This window comes from Shimia sp. R9_3 (assembly GCF_017743755.1).
Lineage (GTDB): Bacteria > Pseudomonadota > Alphaproteobacteria > Rhodobacterales > Rhodobacteraceae > Shimia.
Genome location: NZ_JAGHRP010000002.1, coordinates 806,382 through 822,765, shown reverse-complemented (window position 1 = coordinate 822,765; position 16,384 = coordinate 806,382). Strand labels below are relative to the sequence as shown.

Sequence of the window (16,384 nt, the reverse complement as noted above, 5' to 3'; positions counted from 1 at the left end):
TGCCTCCGACGGGAGTATTTCGGCAAGATGAAGATCAGGAGAACTCGCGCCAGCTCCAGCCCGGGTAAGTCGCGGTGATCTTGTCTTTGATGTCTTGTGGCGGCTCCAGCGTCTGCGCGGAATAGGTGCCAAAGACCTGAAGTGTCATGGTGCAGCGGGCCGCAAGGAAGAACTTGCCGCAGCCGTTGGAATGACGCCAGCGCTCAAAATGCACACCCTTCGGGTTTTCGCGCATGAAGAGGTAGCCTTCAAAGTCCTCATCCGCCGAGCCGGGGCCAAAACGCTTCAGATGCGCTTCGCCTTCGGCGTGCAGTTCAGTTTCTTCGGCGTGAACGCCGCAATAGGGGCATTGAAGGGTTAGCATGATGCGAACTCCTTGAAATCAATATTATGTTCGACCAGATAAGTATGGTTAGCCATTGTTGAGCCACCGATATGATCGAGTTTTTGATGCAGTGTTGCGTTGCTTTCTTTCACTGGAAGCCCGTTTCGAATTGGATCAGCAAAACGGTCGAGCAGGAACCTCGAGAAGCTTCGCCAATCCCACCGGATCCCGCCGTCTCTTTGAAGCACCGGAAGGAGCTTCTGAAACGTGAGTTGATCGAGATGAAGCGCTGACATCAGTGCGCCACCCCGGCCGCGACGCTTTCGTCGATGAAGCGGCCTTCGATGAAACGTTCCATACCAAATTCCGCTGAGAGCGGGCCTGGTTCGCCTTTCGCGATCAGCTCAGCCGTGGCCCAGCCGCCGCCCGGAATGGCTTTAAAGCCGCCGGTGCCCCAGCCTGCGTTGATGAAGCAGTTGCCCAGCGGGGTTTTGCCAATCACAGGGGAACGGTCGCCGGTCACATCCACGATACCACCCCACTGGCGCAGCATCTTCAGGCGACTGACCATCGGGAAGGTTTCGCAGAGCGCGCGCACGGTTTCCTCAATGTGGTGGAAGCTGCCGCGTTGGGTGTAGTTGTTGAACCCGTCGGTGCCGCCGCCGATCACCATCTCGCCTTTGTCAGACTGAGACATATAGCCGTGCACGGTGTTGGCCATCACAACCACATCCATGCAGGGTTTGATCGGTTCAGACACCAGCGCCTGCAGCGCAACAGATTCCATCGGCAGACGGAAGCCCGCCATATTGGCCAGCGCACCGGAGTTGCCCGCCACAACAAGGCCAAGCTTGTCACAGTCAATCGGACCTTTGGTGGTGTCCACACCGGTGACCTTGCCGCCCTCTTGGCGCACGCCGGTCACTTCGCATTTCTGGATGATGTCCATACCCATGTCAGAGCAGGCACGGGCATAGCCCCAGGCCACAGCATCGTGACGACCGGTGCCGCCGCGTTCCTGCCAAAGACCGCCCAGAACCGGATAGCGTGGGCCGTCGATGTTGATGATCGGCACCAGCTCTTTCACGCGCTCTGGGCCGATGAACTCGGTCTTCACACCCTGCAGCGCATTGGCATGTGCGGTACGCTGATAGCCGCGCACTTCGTGCTCTGTCTGCGCCAGCATGATCACGCCGCGTGGGGAGAACATCACGTTGTAGTTCAGGTCTTGCGACATGGTCTCATAAAGCGAGCGGGCTTTTTCATAGAGCGCCGCAGAAGGATCCTGCAGATAGTTGGAGCGGATGATCGTGGTGTTACGACCGGTGTTCCCGCCGCCCAGCCAGCCCTTCTCGATGATCGCCACATTGGTGATACCGAAGTTCTTGCCGAGATAGAAAGCGGTGGCCAGTCCGTGCCCACCGGCACCAACGATGATCACATCATATTTCTTCTTGGGTTCCGGCGAGCGCCAAGCCCGTTCCCAGCCAGTGTGGTAGCGGGCGGCTTCGCGGGCGATAGCAAAGGCTGAATATCTTCTCATGATGCGTGATTCCGATATGAGGCAACTTATCTGAGAATATGATCTTTTTGCACCTGCGTCGTCCGAGATTAAAGCGCCCATTTGAGGACTGGTTGCGACATGGGGTGTCAGATGTGTGATTTTCCCTTTTCCAGCCCCCTGTGCGACACTACATGGGAGCCAACTTGATGGAGTACCCATGATTTTCTGGATTGTTGCCGCTGCGCTGACCGGGATCACCGCTGCGATGTTGGCTTTGGCGCTTTTGCGGCGCCGTGAGGACGAAGAGCACCCCGCCGCCTATGACCTGCGCGTTTATCGCGACCAGCTTAAGGAAGTGGACCGTGATCTGGCGCGTGGCGTGATCGGCGCTGAGGATGCCGAGCGGATGCGCACCGAGATTTCGCGTCGCATTCTGACTGCTGACGCGCAGATGCAAAACCATGAAAACGATACAGAAAAGGCCGGCGGCGGCACCAAAGCCATGGCCGCTGTGCTGATGCTGATCGTCGCGGCCAGCAGCTTTGGTCTCTATATGTGGCTTGGCACCCCCGGACACCGGGACATGCCCCTGCAGGTGCGGCTGGAAACTCTGGCCGAGGACATGAAGGCACGCCCCTCGCAGGCGGAAATGGAAGCCGAGCAGACCCCAGTGCCCCTGCCAGCGCCTGACCCTGAGTTTGCCGAGCTTATGACCAAACTGCGCGCAGCAGTGGCCGAAAAACCGGATGATCTGCGCGGTCAGATGCTTCTGGCGCGCAACGAATCCACCTTGGGCAACCACAAAGCCGCTTATGAGGCACAGGCACAGGTGATCGCGCTGAAAGGCGACAATGCGACGGCTGGTGATTATGTGCTGCATGCCAATTTGCTGATCGCAGGCGCGCAGAACTATGTCTCGCCAGAAGCCGAGGCCAGCCTGCGTGCCGCCCTACGGATTGACCCGCTGAACAATCTTGGCCGCTACTATCTGGGTCTGATGATGTGGCAGAACGGCCGCCCCGATGCCGCTTTCCGCCTCTGGGATCAGGTCCTGCGCCAAAGCCCGGCAGACGCCCCTTGGGTGCCCGCCATCCGCAACACCATTTCAGAACTCGCTTGGTATGCCGGTGTGGATTACAAAATGCCCCCTGCCCCGCACGCTGGTCCGGTCGGCCCGTCTGACGAGGATCTTGCCGCCGCCGAAGAGCTGAGCGCGGAGGATCGGCAAGCGATGATCCAGGGAATGGTGGCACAGCTGTCTGACCGTCTGGCGACCGAAGGTGGCACTCCGCAGGAATGGGCCCAGCTGATCAGCTCTTACGGCGTGCTCGGCGAAACCGAGCGCGCGCAAGCGATCTGGAACGAGGCGCAGCAGATTTTTGTGTCCGTCCCGGAGGCGCTGGAGATTGTGCGCGCCGGTGCCGCTCGTGCGGGGTTGCTGCAATGACCACCACCATCTTTGAAACCATCGAAGACCTCGCCCCCAATCTTGCGCCCATGACAGCGCTGATGGGGCTCGATCTGGGCACCAAGACCATCGGTGTGGCGGTGAGCGACGGTCTGCGCACCGTTGCCACACCGATTGAGACCGTGAAGCGCAAGAAATTTGGAGTGGACGCGCAGCGTCTGGTGACCCTCCTCAATGAACGCGCCATAGGCGGGATCATCCTGGGGTTGCCACGCAACATGGACGGCTCCGAAGGCCCCCGCGCCCAGTCCACCCGCGCCTTTGCCCGCAATCTCGCCCCGCTGGTGTCGGTGCCCATCGGCTTCTGGGACGAGCGCTTGTCCACCGTGGCGGCAGAACGGGCGCTCCTTGAGGCGGATACGTCACGTAAACGTCGCGCAGAGGTGATCGACCATGTGGCCGCCTCCTATATCCTGCAAGGGGTCTTGGACCGGCTAAACCATTTGGGGAGCGCGACGTGAGCAAGGACAGCGTTTGGAAACGTAACGAGGTTGAAAGCCCGTGCATACAAGTCTGCGTTGTGCATCCGGAAGCCCGGATCTGCACCGGCTGTCTGCGCACCATCGACGAGATCACCCGCTGGTCGCAAATGTCCCAAGACGAACGCGGCACGATCATGGCAGAGCTGCCCACACGCGCCCCACAACTCAAACAACGCCGCGGCGGACGGGCAGCACGGCTGAAGCGGTAAAAAAGGGGCACGCCCGTCTTCAACGTGCCCTTATTTTTACAACTCCGTTTAACAATGAGTTTTATGAAGCAGGCGCACGCACGCTGTTGATCACGGCCACGTTGGCCGCGCTAAACCCGCGCCCGAACACTTCAGCAACGTCCTGACCGTCATAGGTCACGGTAAACCAACCATCCCCAAGCTCTGTCGACGGAGTAACCGTAACTGCGGCCGAGGTTTCCGAAGTCGGAATATAGACCACAAGTTGGTCTTCGGTTGTCGAGAAGTCAGAAATCTGGGGCAGGTTATCTTCCCGGACCCATTCGCCGGTAATGAAGACATCATTTCCAGAGCCACCTTCAGCAGAATCCCCAGAGCCCAGGGCGAAGATATCGTCGCCGGCCCCCCCTACCAGCGTATCCGCGCCACTATCGTCAACAAACACACCACTGTTGCTGCGATCAAGGTCGACACCCAACAGTTCGTCGTCACCAGCTCCCCCATCCAGACGGTCTGCGCCACCATTGCCGATCAATGCATCATCATCTGCACCACCCAAAAGGGTATCATCACCATCACCGCCATGCAGCGTGTCTTCATCATCGCCACCGCTCAGTTCATCATTGTCGGTGCCACCTTTGAGGCTGTCATTGCCAGTGCCGCCATCCAAAACATCGCTGCCGAAACCGCCAAGCAGGGTGTCATTGCCGTCTTCGCCCACAAGCGTGTCGTTGTCGTCGCCACCAACGATACTGTCATTGCCATTGGAGCCTTCGAGACGATCAGAGCCACTGCCGCCATCCATAGAATCATTGCCCCAGCCAGCTAGGATGGTGTCGTTGCCATTCTCTCCGAGCAGCACGTCATCGCCATTACCGCCAGAAATGCGATCCCCACCAGGGCCGCCCCGGATGTTGTCATTGTCCGCGCTGCCTGAAAGCTCATCGCCGCTGCCTGCGCCGACAATTGTGTCATCACCTGCCCCACCATCTATGCGGTCAGGACCATCTCCACCCAGCAGCTCATCACCTTCGTCGGTGCCTTCCTGCTCCTCAAACGACACGTCATCATCACCGTCGTCAGAGTCAGCCACCATGGCCGCAGCGCCGCCAGCAGCCACAAGGCCCAGCAAAATCAGTAATTCCATCGATTCAGTGCCCCTAAAAATCGTACTCGCATAAAGATGTAGACAAAACCTAAACTCAATTTTTAGGAAAATAAATGCTTAGTTAACGAGCGTTTCCCAGCCGTATCCAATCCACACCCATAGGGCGAACTGTTCGCGAAATCACCCGATAACAACCTCTAAAACCTCAGGTATTCGCAAGCCAGGCCACCGCACCGCCCGGCAGTATCGGGCGAAAATAGGCAATGGCGCGACATTCACGCGAGGGGAGATCCTCCGACTCACTCTCCCATGCCGAGACTCCATGTACAGATAGCCGGTGCATCAGGATAGCCTCGCCGGGCTGGGCGATCACCTTCACCCTGGTGCACGTCTCAAACACCAGTTTACGCGCAGCCTGATAGGGCGTTTGCAAATCCACCGCATGCCACTTGTCTTGCGGATGCGCCGCCAGCGCGTCCAGCAAAGCGGCGCGCATGATCTCGTGACTGCCTTCCCAGATCACCAAAGGGGCTTCGGTGTCCGTATTTTCCGTGAGCGGCAGCCCCAATATCCATGCGTGCGGCTCTGCAATATAGCGCCCGCCATCCTCGCCCTTTTGCAACCCGTCCAGATGGGCTGCGTCCCGCTTGATGCGATAGCGAAACCCCGCCTCACTTTCGCCCATGCGCGGTCTTGGATAGCCCGGATAAGTGATGGACAGCTGCCCCGGATGCAGCGGCAAAACCTCGCCATACAGCGCCAGAATGCTTTCCACCGGCGCGCCGGTCAGGGCTGGCCCTGCACCAATCGCCCCCGCCGTGTCATTTGGCAGCGCATCCACACCAATGAACCAGGTGTTCTCGCAATCCCACCAAAGCGCGTGCTCCGGCGCATCTTTGGCAATCTGACCGGCCTGCCAAGCCGAGGCTGCCCAGTCGCGCACCGCCGCATCATATGGCAGCTTGGCCCAACCGCGCGCCGCAAAATCGGTTACCATCCGAAGGCCTTTCGCAGCATGTTCAGCGCCACCAGCGTCAGGAACACTGCAAAGACGCGCTTGAGCGGTTTGGGGTCCATGGAATGCGCAAGCTTCACCCCAAACGGCGCGGTGATGAGCGTCATGGCAATGATGATGAAAAACGCCACCATATTGACCGCGCCGATGGTCAGCGGCGGGCGGCTGGCCGGATCGATCTCCATAAACAGAAAACCAATCACCGCAGGCACAGCAATGGTGACGCCAAATCCGGCCGCCGTGGCCACAGCGCGATGGATCGGTACGTTAAACAGCGTCATCAGCGGCACGCCAAAGCTGCCCCCGCCAATGCCCATCAGCACAGACAGGAACCCGACCGCCGGGCTCAGCGAAAGCCGCCCTGCCCCTTTGGGCATGGCCTGACCCAGCCGCCAATGCGCTTTGCCCAGCCCCATATAGGCGCCAATCACCAGCGCGAGACCGCCAAAGACAACCTGCAGCGTGACCGAGCGCAGGTTGGCCGCGACCAGCACGCCAATCACGGCCCCAACGGCAATGCTCGGTGCCCAACCGCGCAGGATCTCCCAATCCACGGCACCTTTTTTGTTGTGGCTCGCCACAGAGCGCAGCGATGTCACAATGATGGTCGCCAGAGAGGTCGCCAGACAAATCTGCATCAGCTGCGGCCCGTCATAGCCAAGCGCTGAAAACGCATAGAAGAAAGCCGGCACCAGGACGATGCCACCGCCCACACCCAACAGTCCCGCAAGGACCCCGGCAAGCGCGCCGATGACAAGCAGAAGCACAAGCATTTGCAACAGAAGGGCTGGATCTTGGGACATTTTCGGCTCCGCAGTTTGTTCGCGCGCGAAGGTAAAGCCGAATTTTCAGGCCCCTGCAAGCGGCGCAAAAGCCGCTGGCGGGAATGTCATCTACTTAGTCTGCGAGCGCGTACTCACAAACGCCCCGCTCAGGCGGCGGATTGCGTCACATGGCTGAGGGCTGCCAGAACAGTGTTCGGCCCGGCGGTCTTTGCGGTGGCGTTTTCAGACAGGTAGCGCCGCCATGCGCGCGCGCCGGGACGACCGGCAAACAGGCCCAGCATATGGCGGGTGACCTGATGCAGCTTTCCGCCTTGCGAGAGATGCGCTTCGATATAGGGCAGCATCTGCTGCACCACGGCGATCGGATCACTGTCCGTCCCCGCGCCGTAAATCCGCCGATCCGCAGCGCAGAGCACATCAGACGGGGTATGATAGGCAGAGCGTCCGATCATCACGCCATCCAACCCGTCCGCCAGATGTTTCTCTGCCTGATCAAGGGTTTCAATGCCGCCGTTGATGGAGATATGCAGCTCCGAAAAGGCCTGTTTCATGCGATGCACCAGCGGATAATCCAGCGGAGGAATGTCGCGGTTCTCTTTCGGGCTGAGCCCCTGCAACCAGGCTTTGCGCGCATGCACCGAAATACGGCGCACCCCGGCTTTGGCCATGGTTTCAATGAAATACGGCAGAACCTCTTCGGGGATCTGGTCATCCACCCCGATGCGGCATTTCACCGTCGCCTCTACAGACACCGCATCCTGTATGGCCTTCATGCAATCGGCAACGAGCTCAGGTGTGCGCATCAAAACCGCTCCAAATGTGCCCGATTGCACCCGATCACTTGGACAGCCACAATTCAGGTTAATCTCATCATAGCCCCGCGCCTCGGCCAGCTTGGCCGCTTTGGCCAGCTCCTCAGGGTCCGAGCCACCCAGCTGCAGCGCCACAGGATGCTCTTCCTCGCTGAAGTCCAGCAAATGCACAGCCCCGCCCCGCACCAACGCCGGCGCCGTGACCATCTCGGTATAAAGCAGCGTATGTCTGGACAGCATCCGGTGCAGATACCGACAATGCCTGTCAGTCCAGTCCATCATGGGGGCAACGGACAGGCGCGCGGCGCGCCTCACTTCGGAAAACCCTGATTTTTCTTGGTTTTTCGAATCCGCCATCTTCACCGTTTTCCTCGTTTTGGCCCGATTTAGCCCCGTTTTTGGGTGCAGTGCTACAGAATGTAGCACCGATGGCGCCGTGTAGCACTTTTTCCACCCCAAGTTCCAGCACTCCGGTTCGAGCACTGCCAGGCTGCCATCCTACCCCATCAGTTCCGCCCCATTCGGCTCGATCGCCCCCGATTTAGGTTTCAAACCCAATCAAACCCGCTTCCGAAAAAATCAAACGATCAGATGTCCCGGCCATGGAAAACCCGTGACTGAAAGGAATTCCCATGGGAACTATCACAGAACGCCTTAAGGCCAATGGCAAACCGAGCTACACCGTCCAGATCCGCAAGAAGAAAAACGGAAAGGTCATCCTTAACCTGGTCGAGACATTTGCCTCGGAGCAGGCAGCGAAAAGCTGGCTGAAGCGTCGTGAAGACGCCTTGAAAAAGCCGGGTGGTCTTGAACGCGCCGCAAAGGCAAAGACGCGCAAAAGCGTTGCCGATTGCATAAACGACTATATTGATGCCTCCCCTGAAGGTTTCGGCAAATCCAAATCCCAGATGCTGAGTTATTTTCAGCGATTGGATTTTGGCGCATCTGCCATCGAAGACCTATTGGCACAGGATTTCGTAAAAATCGCAATGGAGCTACTGTCCGGTCTTCAGGCGCGCCCAGTTGATCCGCAAAAAGACACGCCTGCACATTACACTTTCAAACCCCGCAAACCGCAAACGGTCAACGGATATATGGTGACCCTGGGCACGCTGATCCGTTTTGGCGGGCCAATCTGCGGCGTCACCATGCCACGCGCCGAATTCGAAGAGGCCATGCGTACCCTTCAACATCAGAAGATCGTCACGAAATCAGCTCAACGAACCCGTCGTCCCACCCTCCACGAGCTCGACTTGTTGATGAACCACTTCGTCGACGGATACCGGAAAAATCCCCGAATGGTACCGATGCACAAAATCGTGCCGGCAGCGATCTTCGAAACCCATCGCCAAGGAGCCATCGTGTCGCAAACCTGGAAAGACTACGATCGGGAGAATGAAGAAATCACCATCCGCAACATGAAACACCCCAGGCAGACTCAGGGAAATGACATGACGCTCTCGATTCAGGAAGAAGCGCGGGCGATCATCGAATCCATGCCTCGCACTGAGGATAGGATTTTCCCATACAACAGAGATGTCGTCAGTCGGCGGTTCACCGATGCCTGCAAACTGCTCGGGATCGAAGACCTGCATTTTCACGATCTTCGACATGAGGGAATTTCCCGGCTGTTCGAGATGGGACTGACAATCCCACAAGTGGCTCAAATTTCGGGCCATCAATCATGGCAATGCCTGAAACGCTACACGCAGATCAAGCAGCGCGGAGACAAATACGAAGGCTGGAAATGGTGGGACGTTGCAAAGGCGCCTCTGTGAATTCAAGGCAACCACTATTTGGCTGTCGAAAGCCGAGAAAGGCAAAAACATCGCCCTCGATATCCGAAAGACCAACAATTGTGGTCACGCGGGCCTCATGTTGGGGCAATATGGAAGGATGTAACCTCCGCCCCATGCCTCCCGAAGACAGTGCCAGAGTGCCGATGCCGAATAAAACGGGCCGAAAGGCTAAGGGAAATTGGGAATCTCACGTGAAATAATCAGTATTTCCGGGGCTGGCCGCAGAAACCTGATATTCGAGAATCCCCTCATGATGTTCAAACTCAAGAAAGAGTATGCCCCGAGGGTGCATCCCAAGAAGCACCCTCGGGGCAGGTCACACAGCATGAGTGCACAAAATGAGGCGAACGGCCAGCTCAAGGTCGACAGACAATTGATCCTGTCGCGCCTACCTCAGTGCAGGCCGAGAAGAAGGACTGAAGGAGCCAATACAATTGAACGAATGAGTGGGATGGTCGCTGTCCATTCTGAATGTCGGCAAACGCCTTCTCGACTGCCTGCTTACTGAGCGATGAAGTTACGATTATCGCTCGTCGTCGCACATCTGGTGCGTTTCTTCCACGGGCGACCGAAGCACCAAGATCGCCTGCATTGTTTCGAATTATTCTTTCGATTTGAGTCTGTTGTTTCGGCGCATAGTAAGTGGTGCTCCAACCTTGGATTTTAGCCTCCATTCGCTCTGGCGGAAGCATCATATTTCCAAGGTTCTTAATCGCCTAGCTTACAGCTATGTGAAACGATCCAGCACTGAGCTCAAGTGGGCCATGTTTCGCGTGGTAGAAACTCACCTGGACAAAGCCTGCGTCTTCCCTGATACCAATGAAGTCTGCCCATTCATCGCCAAGGTCATCGCAGACCAAGACATCATCCTCCGCAGCGATGTGCTTAACGATAGCCCCGAACGTGGAGGTGTCGTCGAACTCATCTTGGTTCGCCACGAAATTACCTTTCTCGCTGACCACGGTTTGGAGGGACGCTTCCGGAAGTAAGTAAGGTAGAACTCCGATCCCTCCATCCAGCATTGCTTCGTCTTGAAATACTTGGCCCCCAATGTAGGAAAGACGAACATCGTCGAACAGAACTATGAAGCTGTTCTCTTCATCAATAAAAGACTGAAGCGCTTGCTTATCAGGATCTTGTCCCAACGCCACGCTGCGCGATTCAACTTTCACCGAGGCTGAGGCACCAAGTGTCAGCGATCTCAACGCAATTCGGCTCTTATTCAAGCTGATCCTGGCGCACTCATCACCCTGATCCGGAAGTCTTGCTGAACGCATCTTCCCGTCACCTTCGATGATCAGCACAGGTTCAAGGTCGCCGAGGAGCCCGTTGATTTCGTCGTCAGAAAGCGCGAAAGTTTCCCCTTCGGTCCAAACCAGCCGATGTGTGGCTTCATCACCAATGACTGAGGCCGCGAGGCGCGCCGTATCTACCGCAATAGCAGAAGGCTGTGACAACCTCAGTGCGTCAGAAAGCGAGATCGGCCGGGCAAAAGTTTTGATGAAGGGTGAAACATCGACAGGATCCTGTCGTAGCGCGTCGATTGTGGTTACGGCGAAGTCAATCAGATCCTGATGGGCTACTTTGCCTGATCGAACTCCAATCCGACCTGTGCTTGGGGTAGCCGTTCTGTAGGTGCCATCGACGGTGACAGCGTAGGTCTGCGGAGCATATCTACGACTGCCTGCTGGCCCCACGACATTAGCCAAATTCGGAGCTTCCAATGTTTTGTTTCTCATCACGTGTTGTGACACGGACATATTTCGCATCCTCATTTTCTGGAACACTGCATCTTCGTGAGCAATTGCTCCCTCCACGCGGCTCGTTGCTACTGGTGCAAGATGTTTAGTTTTGAATGCGGATGGCAAACTGAGGCGCGAAGTAAACAGCGCCGCATGTTCTTGATATTCCACCATGAGTAAGTAACCGAGGAGCTCCTCTCGCATTCCAGATGCTGAATCGAGAAACACAGGTGGTGCTTCATATTTGAAGCAGATTGCAGACCAACGCGCGTCGCCCATGCGTTCGCGAATGTGTCTAAAAACATTATTTCGGGTGGTGCCATGCTTTTGGCGAAGTTGCTTGAACAATTCGTCGACCACTGCATGGGTGAGGTTCTCTCTTATGGCGAAAAATGCAGCGGTTTTTCCGACAGTAAGATTCTCAATCATTTTCCCTAAATTCTCTATCAAGTTTGCTCGCAAGAACGCGTTACTTCGAGCTAAGTTCGGGGTTATTCAATTTCTACAGCTGAAAAGAACTATAGCGTGGTGAGTTGAAAGTGATCTGACAACGATCAAGCGAATTGCAGGGTTTCGAATGATTGATACAGATCAGGAAGATCTGCGTGGTTCACACGAAACTGGTTGCGTTTCTTTTGGCGGCCATTCTCGACCTTCACTGCCGGATCAAGATAGACACTGCCTTGGCTGACGAGCCGCATGAACCTTAAGAAATCAGTTCCTTGGCCAAGCTGGACCCTGTCGGCATATTGATATTGCCTCGGGCTGCCGGATGACAGTGAAGGAAGGTAGGCCGCTTGAGCATGCTTGCGATTCCAATGGTTTAGCAGGTTCTTGAACTCCCAACCTGCGGCAACGCGATCATCAGAGGCGACCAGCAAGATGCTCCCACCCATGTCGTCAATCTTGCCCTTTTCCGTGTCGTATCCTTCAACGATCATCCGAACCGAAGTGCGCGCGTGCGCTTCGGATCCGTATTTGTAAATGCCGCCGAAGTTCCGGCGCCCCGGTCGGCCTTTAGTGTCGTCGTAACCGAAGTCATTCATAAACAGCGGAAAATTGTCAGAATATACGCCTGAGGTTGGCTCAGGAGTCATCAATGTGACTGGTGATTTCGCCCGAAAATTCACGAAATCCCTGACTGAATACTGCTTGATCTCCCATCCCATAAAGTCAGGCTCCGCGATTCCGTTGGGGATAATCCCCAGTTCAGCTTCGAGAGTATATCCACCACCATTCTGTGCGGAATACGGCCTGATTACCCCATCGGAGTGCAGTCTTTGACCGGAAATCCAGCCTTTTCCATGAACGTTCCGAAGTGCTTCCAGAAGAATCTCACGAGGGTCGCGGCTGGCGGTGGTTACCAGACGGGTGATGTTCGAGAATACACCTTCCGACGGAAACTCACCCAGATCGTCAAGCTCGGCGACTATGTCTGAATCATGGGCGTCTACATAGCCAAAAACACGCCCCTCGGGGGAAACACCGAAGAACATCACCCTTCCTTCATCGCGAGAGACCATGAGGCCCTTCGGTGCGTTCGCAGCTTTCTGCAGAAAGCCCGACATTCTGACTTCGGGGTATTTGGGGTAAAGGATGAGCTGGGCGTTGGGTGCTCGCCATGCTCCCTGGCTGTCTATCCAATAGAACTCGACAGAAGCTTTGTCGCGCCGCCGGACAGATCCTGCTTTCTCAGAAAAATCGGTCTCGATATCACCATGCGGGATGATGTTGAGCGCATCAAAGCCGCCACCCAGGTAAACTTGGTTCTTCGAGTTGTCATTTGGGGCAAGACGTTTCGCATAAAATCGCTCCGCCCCCGCATCTTGCATTGCTGAAATAAGGTTGCTCAGGGAGGTGAACATGAGTCGACGCCTCTGATTTCAAATAATTTTTCGTCAGAGGACAACCATTGGGAGAGAGAGTCAATAACAGTTTCCGAATTGATTTTCTTTGAGCCACGGAGGGCGCATTCCCAGACCGTAGCGACCCTCCAGCCCATCGCCCGAAGCTCCTTTGCTGTTTTGATGTCGCGCGCTCTGTTCGAGAAAATTTTGCTTTCCCAGAAATCCCTTCGAGTGCGCGGTAGCCGGAATAGATCGCAGTTATGACCATGGAAGAAGCACCCCCGCACATCAATCAGAGCGTTATATCGGCGAAGGACAATGTCTGGTGTCCCAGGGAGCGACTTTTCATGAAGGCGAAAGCGAAAGCCGCGGGCATGAAGCCCACGGCGGATCAGAAGTTCTGGCTTGGTATTTTTGCTGCGAATAGCCGACATATTGCGGCTGCGGGTAGCTGGATCGTGAACGTCAGACAGAGACTGCCTCCTTCGGGCGGTTGTCCATCACGTGCGCAAGATGAGGTGCCATGATGCGTGCAACTTCTTTGAACACCGGAACGGCAACGCTGTTCCCAAACTGGCGATAGGCCTGGGTGTCAGACACCGGAATTCTGAAGTCATCAGAATATCCCATGAGGCGAGCGCATTCACGCGGTGTCAGGCGGCGAGGGTTACAACCCTCCCCCTGATCAATCAGGATCTCAGACCCGTCCTTGTGGTAACGAGCGGACAGCGTTCGAGAGACATTTTCGGGTCCAACCAAGCCAAACCCAAAGCCGTTTCCTGCGGCTTTATGTTTGGCAGCGTAGTTCTGCAGGTATTCCCAAAGTTTATCCGTCAGTGTGTATTTTGGGTTCACTGTGGCATCCGGGCCCTCAGTATAAGGAGTTTCGGCTGCCTCCGTTCCATTCTGAGGATGAAGGATCGACCCAAGCTTAATACTGCCCTTCGGCTTCATCTGGAGGTCTTCAAAAGTGAAACCGGTGTCTTCCTTGAAGCCAACGATCACAATCCTCTGGCGATGTTGAGGAACGAAGTGCTGAGCGTCGATCACCTGAGCCTTCACCGAGTATCCAAGTTCCTGCAAAGCGCCCATGATCACTTCAAAGGTTTTTCCCTTGTCATGACTCGTCAGGTTTTTGACATTCTCCAGCATGAAGGCTTCAGGCCGATGATGCTCAAGGATCCTGACAACATCAAAGAACAGTGTTCCCTGTGCTTCATCACGAAATCCATGCTCTCGGCCGAGTGAGTTCTTTTTGGAAACACCGGCTAAGGAGAATGGCTGACAGGGGAAACCGGCACACAGCACATTGTGCGGTGGGATGTCTTCGGCAGCCACTTCACGAATATCGCCGACGATCGGACGGTTGTCGCGGTAGTTGGCCTCATAAGTCTGTTTTGAGAACTTATCCCACTCGCTCGTGAAGACACATTGCCCGCCGATGCTCTCCATAGCCTGGCGCAAACCACCGATTCCGGCGAAAAGATCAATAAATGTGAAGCCTTGGCTCATCCTGGTCGCACCTCTTTTTTATGCACTATATATGGGTATAACGGCCCGGTCCAGGCCAGTATTAGTAACTATCTGTTCAGTTTCCCACAAATTTGTTCATATTTCGTTCTTGTAGCGAGGGTAGCCAAGAAATACGGTCCCAGAGTCCTTCTCTGATCGCGTGAACTACCCATTTCCGTTCATGTCGCAGGATCGTACCCCTCTTTAGTCGCCTTCGTCGCGTGGCGTATTTTACATTGGCCGAAATTCAAAAACCGAAGCCACTTTAATTGCATTTTCGGCATAAAGTTTTGTTTCACCGCCCTTGAACGGCGTCGAGAAAAACCCAAAAAACTCTGCACTTAGCTCTCTTCAGAGTTCAGTGAGACCGGAGCAGAGCTTATGTCGCTCCGGTTCACATGAACTCGATGAGAGCATTCAGAGACATCCGAAGGATGGATCTGAAGAAGGGGCGACAAGATCTTCCTCAAATCTTGGAGCCCATCAGACGGCACATGTGCCGGGCGCAGCACGTCCGCTTTCCACTGGCGACATCGTTTCATTCCGCTTCCCTCATTCCGACGGCCCCGGCGACAAGGACCGCCCCTGTCTGGTCATCCATGTTGATGATGTGACTGGCGAAGCTGTTTTAGCCTACGGAACATCCATCTTTCCTGAAAAACTCATCGAATTCTCCCTGACGGTGAAGAATGCAGCCAATCTGGCGGTGCTCAACCTGATGAAGCCGACGCGTTTCATGTGCAAGCGGCGTGTCCGGGTGCAGCCATCAGACCCGCGGTTTGCACCCAATTCCGAAGGCGACGTAGTCATTGGTCAGTTTCCCGGTGAAGGTATTGGCTGGGAACGGCTGTATGCGAACCTCCAGACCAAAACGCCTGATCAGGAACGTCAGGGAGTTCACCCCCCTAAGGCAAGGTCTCCTCAAAAGAGGCGGGGCCTGCTTGGGCGGCGCAAGCCTCGCGCCGCCTTGATCGCGTGATCGCCCATATCTTCTGGTCCCCAGGCGAAACCCGCGCGGGGACCTCTGGGACTGTTACTGGGGTTTGTTGGCTTCATCATAGATATCGTCGCGCCAGTCTTTTAACAAAGCTTCTACATCCTCACCTTTTGCTGCTGCATTCAGAATGCTCACACCTCATGGTGTGATGTCCGCAGCACTCAAGGTCTCTTCGTGAATTACACCAGTTTCGTCATCTTGGAACTGCAAAACATAGGTGGCGAGGATGCCACCAGCATCACCGAAATCGCCCCAAACGGTATCGTGGTTTTTCAACCGCATCCTTTGCGTATCCGAGAAGCCACTCTGTGACGTTGTATGCGTTCAATATACTTGCTTCGTAAAACGCATATGGCCCATCTGCCTTGCGCTAATGTAGTCCTTTGGCCCGTCAATCAATTTGGGCATGCTTTTTCCTTTCATATCAGTTTTTTAGCGTTGGGCATTTATTCGCCCGAAAAGTAATTGGGATCGCTTCGGGGAATTCGGAAAACTAATTTGAAGTATCCGGTAGTTTTTTGAGGCCCAGAAATTCTCGATCCGAGGAGCGGGTTATCTCGGAGTGTAGCCGCGTTAAAAAACGGGCCTGCTTATCGCTTTCCAAATTGTCCAGCAGTCTAAGAGCGGCCGCACCGTAGATGATTAACCTTCGGGTCTCATTCTTACGCTTCTGTTTGCGTACCTTCGCCTGTAGATCCCGCAAGCGCTGCTGCGCCTGTTCAATTTGAGTTTCGAGGTTTGCCATTTTATCACTCTATTCTGCACTTCATCGAACAGGAAATGGATCCCTGATCTCGTTT

18 protein-coding genes are annotated in these 16,384 nt (G+C 55.6%); 5 read left to right on the top strand and 13 right to left on the bottom strand.

Features of this window, described 5'->3' with window-relative positions; translation table 11 throughout:
* Positions 1–34: 34 nt before the first annotated feature.
* The 3 genes from J7412_RS08525 to J7412_RS08515 are packed head-to-tail and all read right to left on the bottom strand — an operon-like array spanning position 35 to position 1,868.
* Positions 35–364 (bottom strand): sarcosine oxidase subunit delta, encoded by a 330-nt coding sequence (locus tag J7412_RS08525; RefSeq protein WP_209060400.1) that lies wholly within the window; start codon positions 362–364, stop codon positions 35–37.
* Positions 358–621 carry a hypothetical protein gene (locus tag J7412_RS08520; RefSeq protein ID WP_209078247.1) on the bottom strand — a complete coding sequence of 88 codons (264 nt, stop codon included), beginning with the start codon at positions 619–621 and terminating at the stop codon, positions 358–360. The genes J7412_RS08525 and J7412_RS08520 overlap by 7 nt, the downstream gene beginning before the upstream one ends.
* Complete coding sequence (locus J7412_RS08515; protein ID WP_209060402.1) at positions 621–1,868, bottom strand: sarcosine oxidase subunit beta family protein; 1,248 nt, start codon at positions 1,866–1,868, stop codon at positions 621–623. Before J7412_RS08515 ends, J7412_RS08520 begins: the two co-directional genes overlap by 1 nt.
* 178 nt (positions 1,869–2,046) lie before the next feature.
* Here J7412_RS08515 and ccmI point away from each other — a divergent pair, with 178 nt between their 5' ends.
* From ccmI to J7412_RS08500, 3 genes are read left to right on the top strand one after another with little or no spacing between them, the layout of a single operon-like run.
* Complete coding sequence (gene ccmI, locus J7412_RS08510) at positions 2,047–3,276, top strand: c-type cytochrome biogenesis protein CcmI (protein ID WP_209078246.1); 1,230 nt, start codon at positions 2,047–2,049, stop codon at positions 3,274–3,276.
* Entirely contained in the window at positions 3,273–3,758 is a 486-nt protein-coding gene (gene ruvX, locus J7412_RS08505) for a Holliday junction resolvase RuvX (RefSeq protein WP_209078245.1), read from the top strand. The genes ccmI and ruvX overlap by 4 nt, the downstream gene beginning before the upstream one ends.
* Positions 3,755–3,988, top strand: a complete 234-nt coding sequence (locus J7412_RS08500; protein ID WP_209060405.1) for a DUF1289 domain-containing protein — start codon at positions 3,755–3,757, stop codon at positions 3,986–3,988. Before ruvX ends, J7412_RS08500 begins: the two co-directional genes overlap by 4 nt.
* 61 nt (positions 3,989–4,049) lie before the next feature.
* Here the strand turns inward: J7412_RS08500 and J7412_RS08495 are convergent, their stop codons facing one another.
* The 4 genes from J7412_RS08495 to dusA form a co-directional block, all read right to left on the bottom strand.
* Positions 4,050–5,114 carry a calcium-binding protein gene (locus J7412_RS08495; protein WP_209078244.1) on the bottom strand — a complete coding sequence of 355 codons (1,065 nt, stop codon included), beginning with the start codon at positions 5,112–5,114 and terminating at the stop codon, positions 4,050–4,052.
* Positions 5,115–5,280: 166 nt separating this feature from the next.
* Complete coding sequence (locus tag J7412_RS08490) at positions 5,281–6,072, bottom strand: hypothetical protein (protein WP_209078243.1); 792 nt, start codon at positions 6,070–6,072, stop codon at positions 5,281–5,283.
* The gene (locus tag J7412_RS08485; RefSeq protein ID WP_209078242.1) at positions 6,066–6,893 is read right to left on the bottom strand and encodes a sulfite exporter TauE/SafE family protein; all 828 of its coding nucleotides are present in this window, start codon (positions 6,891–6,893) and stop codon (positions 6,066–6,068) included. Before J7412_RS08485 ends, J7412_RS08490 begins: the two co-directional genes overlap by 7 nt.
* A 128-nt stretch (positions 6,894–7,021) precedes the next feature.
* Positions 7,022–8,044, bottom strand: coding sequence for a tRNA dihydrouridine(20/20a) synthase DusA (dusA, locus tag J7412_RS08480; protein ID WP_209078241.1), 1,023 nt, complete (start codon positions 8,042–8,044; stop codon positions 7,022–7,024).
* A gap of 275 nt (positions 8,045–8,319) precedes the next feature.
* Here dusA and J7412_RS08475 point away from each other — a divergent pair, with 275 nt between their 5' ends.
* Positions 8,320–9,465: a site-specific integrase gene (locus tag J7412_RS08475; protein ID WP_209078240.1), complete on the top strand. Its 1,146-nt coding sequence runs from the start codon at positions 8,320–8,322 to the stop codon at positions 9,463–9,465.
* 737 nt (positions 9,466–10,202) lie between these two features.
* Here the strand turns inward: J7412_RS08475 and J7412_RS08470 are convergent.
* The 4 genes from J7412_RS08470 to dcm form a co-directional block, all read right to left on the bottom strand.
* Positions 10,203–11,657, bottom strand: a complete 1,455-nt coding sequence (locus J7412_RS08470) for a hypothetical protein (RefSeq protein ID WP_209078239.1) — start codon at positions 11,655–11,657, stop codon at positions 10,203–10,205.
* A gap of 125 nt (positions 11,658–11,782) precedes the next feature.
* The gene (locus J7412_RS08465; protein ID WP_209078238.1) at positions 11,783–13,093 is read right to left on the bottom strand and encodes an MvaI/BcnI family restriction endonuclease; all 1,311 of its coding nucleotides are present in this window, start codon (positions 13,091–13,093) and stop codon (positions 11,783–11,785) included.
* The gene (locus J7412_RS08460; protein WP_247743809.1) at positions 13,078–13,509 is read right to left on the bottom strand and encodes a very short patch repair endonuclease; all 432 of its coding nucleotides are present in this window, start codon (positions 13,507–13,509) and stop codon (positions 13,078–13,080) included. Before J7412_RS08460 ends, J7412_RS08465 begins: the two co-directional genes overlap by 16 nt.
* 31 nt (positions 13,510–13,540) lie before the next feature.
* On the bottom strand, positions 13,541–14,587 hold the full coding sequence (gene dcm, locus J7412_RS08455; RefSeq protein WP_209078237.1) for a DNA (cytosine-5-)-methyltransferase: 1,047 nt from the start codon (positions 14,585–14,587) through the stop codon (positions 13,541–13,543).
* Between the two features lie 496 nt (positions 14,588–15,083).
* Between dcm and J7412_RS08450 the strand changes: the two genes are divergently transcribed.
* Positions 15,084–15,566, top strand: a complete 483-nt coding sequence (locus J7412_RS08450; RefSeq protein WP_209078236.1) for a hypothetical protein — start codon at positions 15,084–15,086, stop codon at positions 15,564–15,566.
* A gap of 156 nt (positions 15,567–15,722) precedes the next feature.
* Here the strand turns inward: J7412_RS08450 and J7412_RS08445 are convergent, their stop codons facing one another.
* Positions 15,723–15,866 carry a hypothetical protein gene (locus J7412_RS08445; protein ID WP_209078235.1) on the bottom strand — a complete coding sequence of 48 codons (144 nt, stop codon included), beginning with the start codon at positions 15,864–15,866 and terminating at the stop codon, positions 15,723–15,725.
* 211 nt (positions 15,867–16,077) lie between these two features.
* Positions 16,078–16,329 carry a hypothetical protein gene (locus J7412_RS08440; RefSeq protein ID WP_209078234.1) on the bottom strand — a complete coding sequence of 84 codons (252 nt, stop codon included), beginning with the start codon at positions 16,327–16,329 and terminating at the stop codon, positions 16,078–16,080.
* Positions 16,330–16,384: the final 55 nt, after the last annotated feature.